The organism is Lachnoclostridium sp. An138 (assembly GCF_002160765.1).
Lineage (GTDB): Bacteria > Bacillota > Clostridia > Lachnospirales > Lachnospiraceae > Laedolimicola > Laedolimicola faecalis.
Genome location: NZ_NFLF01000045.1, coordinates 1 through 4,644, shown reverse-complemented (window position 1 = coordinate 4,644; position 4,644 = coordinate 1). Strand labels below are relative to the sequence as shown.

At 47.8% G+C, this 4,644-nt stretch carries 3 protein-coding genes and 1 pseudogene; 2 read left to right on the top strand and 2 right to left on the bottom strand.

Annotation, left to right across the window (positions count from 1 at the left end):
- Window positions 1-140 precede the first annotated feature (140 nt).
- Both istB (B5E82_RS17640) and B5E82_RS17635 read right to left on the bottom strand, forming a co-directional pair.
- Window positions 141-944, bottom strand: a complete 804-nt coding sequence (istB, locus tag B5E82_RS17640) for an IS21-like element helper ATPase IstB (RefSeq protein WP_206415744.1) — start codon at window positions 942-944, stop codon at window positions 141-143.
- Window positions 941-2,515, bottom strand: coding sequence for a Mu transposase domain-containing protein (locus B5E82_RS17635; RefSeq protein ID WP_087308827.1), 1,575 nt, complete (start codon window positions 2,513-2,515; stop codon window positions 941-943). Before B5E82_RS17635 ends, istB (B5E82_RS17640) begins: the two co-directional genes overlap by 4 nt.
- Window positions 2,516-2,724: 209 nt before the next feature.
- Between B5E82_RS17635 and B5E82_RS17630 the strand changes: the two are divergent.
- Window positions 2,725-3,864 (top strand): annotated as a pseudogene (locus B5E82_RS17630) (IS21/IS408/IS1162 family transposase); the annotation flags it as partial.
- Window positions 3,861-4,637, top strand: coding sequence for an IS21-like element helper ATPase IstB (gene istB / locus B5E82_RS17625; RefSeq protein ID WP_087308826.1), 777 nt, complete (start codon window positions 3,861-3,863; stop codon window positions 4,635-4,637). The pseudogene B5E82_RS17630 and the gene istB (B5E82_RS17625), both read left to right, overlap by 4 nt.
- Window positions 4,638-4,644: the final 7 nt, after the last annotated feature.

Genomic DNA, 4,644 nt, shown 5'->3' with positions numbered 1-4,644 from the left:
TGCAAATGTCAACCACTTTTTTACATTGTTAGGTAAGATGTTTTTTACACCGTATGGTAAGGAGTTTTTTACATACCTTAGTAAGCAGATTTTTACATCGTAAGGTAAGCACTTTTTTACTTTACTCGGTAAGCAGTTTTTTACATCCCTGTTTCTCCCTGTGGGTAAAGGTCAGGGTGCTTCAGCCGGTAGGATTCCCCACGGAAAGAGTAACACTTGGCATGGTGCAGGATTCGGTCCAGCATTGCAGTGGTAAGTACCGGATCCCCCATCATCTCAGCCCAGTCAACGATCTCTTTGTTGGTGGTAAAGATGATGGAACTGGTTTCATAGGTATCACTGATAAATGTGAAAAACCTGTTTGCCTGTCCGCGGCTGATCGGTGTGTAGCCGATCTCATCAATGATGACAAGCTGCGCTTTCTTGATATTTTTGAGCCGGAATCCGGCTGCACGCTCTGTCTCTGCGGTATCAAGGATCTTGATCAGGCTGGTCATCTTCTCAAAACATACAGTATAGCCGCTGTTGACAGCCTGTAGGCCAAGGCCACAGGCAACCATGGTCTTACCGAGGCCCGGAGGCCCCGCAAAGACAAGGTTTCCGCAGTTGTCCAGCCAAGATAATTCTTTCAAAACGGAGAGTTGTGCGTGGGTGATACCTGACTCCAGCTCTTCCGGATCAAACTCTTCCAATGGTCGGATATTTGGTGGAAAATGCGCTGCGGAATAGTTGCGCTTCCGACGCCGTTCATTCCGACCTTTGACTTCGGTCTCAAGAACAGCCAGAAGGAATTCCCTGCAGGAGGAGACCTGCAGATCTGCAGTTTCCAGAAGATCCGGAAGCATACGCGCCGCGTGCTTCAAGGCGAACGTTTCAAGCAGGGCCGTGAGCCGCTGTACGGGGATATGGCCGGTATCCATACTTTTTAAGATTTCACGGTTCATCGAGCAGCAGCCTCCTTCCTTTCTGTGCGTTCCTGAAAGGCTTTTGCATAAACGGAAAGATCCGTATAGCTGACACTGCCGGATGGAACCTGGGCACGGCAGTCGTCTGTGGCCAGTTCCCGGCCGGCTTTTGCAAGGCTGTAAACAACTTTAAACTGTGAGAACTGATACCGGTATTTCTGGCAGCATTCTTTCATCACCTGCGCTACCAGGGATTTATCCGGATTCTCAGAATCAAGGAACTGTTCAATTGCCCGAAGCTGTTTGGAGATATGCCGTGGATTTTCCTTTTTCACACCATTGATGAAGTGCTGGAAGTCATAGCAGTTCCATTTCCCACGGAGACGTTCCATGATCTCGATCCAGTCTCCGGAGTCCTGTTTCCGGTGTTCCGGGAGCTGATTGACACTTCCTTTCCTCTCGCTGAGATTATGGGAACAGATATAGTTCAGCTGATCGTCATAAATGTGGATTTTCCCACTGACAACTTTGAATCGTACCATTTTGAAAGCATAATCACGTGGAACCGAATACCTGCAAGATTTATACAGGACGTAAGGCATTGCCGCGATTTCATAAGTGCGGAACGTATTCGGAGATGTTTCATACACGGATGGAAGAAGAGGCCGCATGGCTGACCGTTCAACGCTGTCGTAGACTGCTTTTGGGACCCGTAAGGTGGAACGGTGGATCCGCTGGTTTTTGCGTTCCAGCCATCCGGGAAGGGAACGCCATACATCATCAATACAGGTGACCTTCCGTGCACTGAAGAAGTTTTTCTTCACGAACCCAACAGAGTTTTCGATAGGTCCCTTGCTTTCCGGGTCCGCCTTATTACACACCCAGAGCCGGATATCCTGTTCTGTACAGAAATCTTCAAAGGTCCTGGTCTTGATGACTTCACCATAGGTTTCACTGGCGACAAACACGGCATCCTGATCGATGACCAGTTCTTTAGGGCGCCCTCCAAGCCTGCAGAAACTATGATAGATCGCCTTACAGGCTTCTTCCGAGTTATACTTGTGATCCTGTGCATAAACGCATAAAAAACGACTGTAACGCAGCAAAAGGCAGATGAAATGGATGTGCGTTGTTTTTGAGAGAGTCTCCTCACCGAAGTCGATGAGCATCTGTTCCCCGGGCGGTGTATCAAAAACATAATCATAGATACGGCGGTGCTCCGGTTCCCTGTTGACCTGTCCGGAATCCTCAAGATAATGGATGTAGTTCCGGAGAGTCTGCTGGTTACCGGGAAGTTTTTCATAGTCTCCGTTTTCGATGAATTTTTCTTCCAGGACATCGTAAACAGATGACATACAGAAACTTTTCCCACTGTTCGCCTCAAGGATCCTGATAATCGTGCTGCGGAAAGGCTCTGCGTCAAAGGTTTTTGGTTTTGCGAGCTTAGCGCCGGGATCATCCGGGAGCACATCCATGTCATAATACTTGCTGATCGTGGGACGGCTAGGAGGCTTGCGCCCCTGCGCTTCATAGTATCTGATAATGTCAGCTTTTGTGTAACCTTGCAGTTTTAGATCCTGTATTTCCTGCATTTTTGTTTTTGTCAGCATAAAGGTCTCCTCTCTTGTGTACTGCTTACAGTATACAAAATCGGATGAACCGCTGACTCCTCCTGTGATAAAACTCGCCGCAGGAGATGTAAAAAAGTGATTACCGGACGATGGAAAAAACTCCTTACCCTGTCATGTAAAAAAGTCGTTACCGCGTGATGTAAAAAACTCCTTACCCTGTGGCTGTAAAATCACCTTACCACGCACATTGGTCCGGTGATCCGGCACAGCTCATTGATCCAGACACCGGCGAGATCACGGAGGCATGGATCTTTGTAGGAGTCCTTACTTACAGCCAGTATGCCTTTGTAAAGGCATACCTGGATCAGAAGACAGACAACTGGATTAAAGCGCATGTCCAGATGTTTGAATTCTTCGGCGGCATTACACCAATGCTGATCCCTGATAACTGCTCTACAGCGGTGAACCATTCGAAAAGCGACTGGTATACGACCGCACTGAATGCTACTTACCATGAGATGGCAGAACATTATAATGTCGCCATTATTCCGGCAAGGATCCGGAAGCCCAAGGATAAACCGAATGTGGAAGGTTCCGTTGGCAAGATCTCCACATGGGTCACTGCGGCCCTCCGTAATGAACAGTTTTTCTCCCTTTCAGAATTAAACACTGCAATCCGTGAAAAGCTGGATGCCTACAATGCCAGGAAGTTTCAAAAGAAGGATTGTAGCAGGCTCAGTTTATTTCTTGGGGAAGAAAAGCCATTGCTGGCACCGTTGCCTGCCACACCCTTCGAACTGGCGGAGTGGAAACAGGCCACTGTCCAGTTCAACTATCACATCGCAGTAGACAAGATGTACTACTCCGTGCCTTATCAGTATATCAAAGATAAGGTCGATGTGCGCATAACAGAAACAACGATTGAAATATTTTATCATCACAACCGGATTGCCTCGCATCGCCGTCTCCATGGCAGGAGCGGCCAATACTCCACGGTAACGGAACATATGCCGCCAGATCATCAGAAATATCTGGAATGGAATGGTGACCGCTTCCGCAGATGGGCAGATTCGATTGGAATCAACACAAGGAAGGTGGTTGATGCAATCCTGACCTCCGGCAGGGTGGAACAGCAGACCTACAGAAGCTGTATGGGGCTGCTGAAACTGGCTGAGAAGCATTCTCCCAGCAAACTGGAAGAAGCTTGTTCAAGAGCGCTCCTTTATTCCAGAACACCCAGTTATAAAAGTATCAAAAATTTATTAGCTGCCATGAAAGAGGATTCCGATCCTGTTTCCCAAAATCCGGATTCCATTTCATCTGAGACGCAATCACAGGCACGTGGCATTACAAGAGGTGCCAGATACTACGGAGGTAAAAGATCATGACCAATCAGAGTACCATTGATAAACTTATCGAGATGCGCCTGTCATCCATGGCAGATGCCTTTCGGATCCAGATGAATGATTCTACAATGAAGGAAGTCCCGTTTGAAGACCGCTTCGGTATGCTGGTTGATGTTGAATATACAAATCGAAAAAACAACCGGCTGAAAAAGCTGATCCGCCAGGCAGAACTGGAGCAGCCAGACGCCAGTATTGCAGCCATTGACTATCAATCCGGCCGAAAACTGAACAAAGCTTTGCTCAGCCGTCTGGCGACCTGTGAATACATCACAGAGTACCGCAACATTTTTATTACCGGGGCCACCGGAAGTGGTAAGACCTATATGGCATGCGCCTTCGGTATGGAGGCCTGTAAACACTACTATACTGTGAAGTATGTCCGGCTTCCGGACCTATTGCTGGATCTGCAGGCCGCCAGGGCTTCTGGCATCTTTGCCAGTGTATTGAAGAAATACACCAAGCCAGTCTTGTTGATCATTGACGAATGGCTTTTGCTCAAACTGACAGAACCTGAAGCCAGAAATCTTTTCGAACTGATCCACAAACGCAGGAAGAGGTCATCGACTATCTTCTGCTCCCAATTCCGGGAAAGCGAGTGGTACCAGCAGATCTGCAGCGGTGAGAGCACTCTTGCAGACGCCATCATGGATCGTATTTCTTACGATTCATATAAGATTAACATTGAGAGCATCGATCCATCGAAAGACCTTTCCATGAGAGAGGTCTATGGTCTGGATCCTGCTCAAGCTGAGTAACTATCAA

Bases quoted from the DNA above. Each gene is read 5' to 3' on its own strand.
- istB (WP_206415744.1), bottom strand. From the start codon at position 944: ATGAACCGTGAAATCTTAAAAAGTATGGATACCGGCCATATCCCCGTA.
- B5E82_RS17635 (WP_087308827.1), bottom strand. From the start codon at position 2,515: ATGCTGACAAAAACAAAAATGCAGGAAATACAGGATCTAAAACTGCAA.
- istB (WP_087308826.1), top strand. From the start codon at position 3,861: ATGACCAATCAGAGTACCATTGATAAACTTATCGAGATGCGCCTGTCA.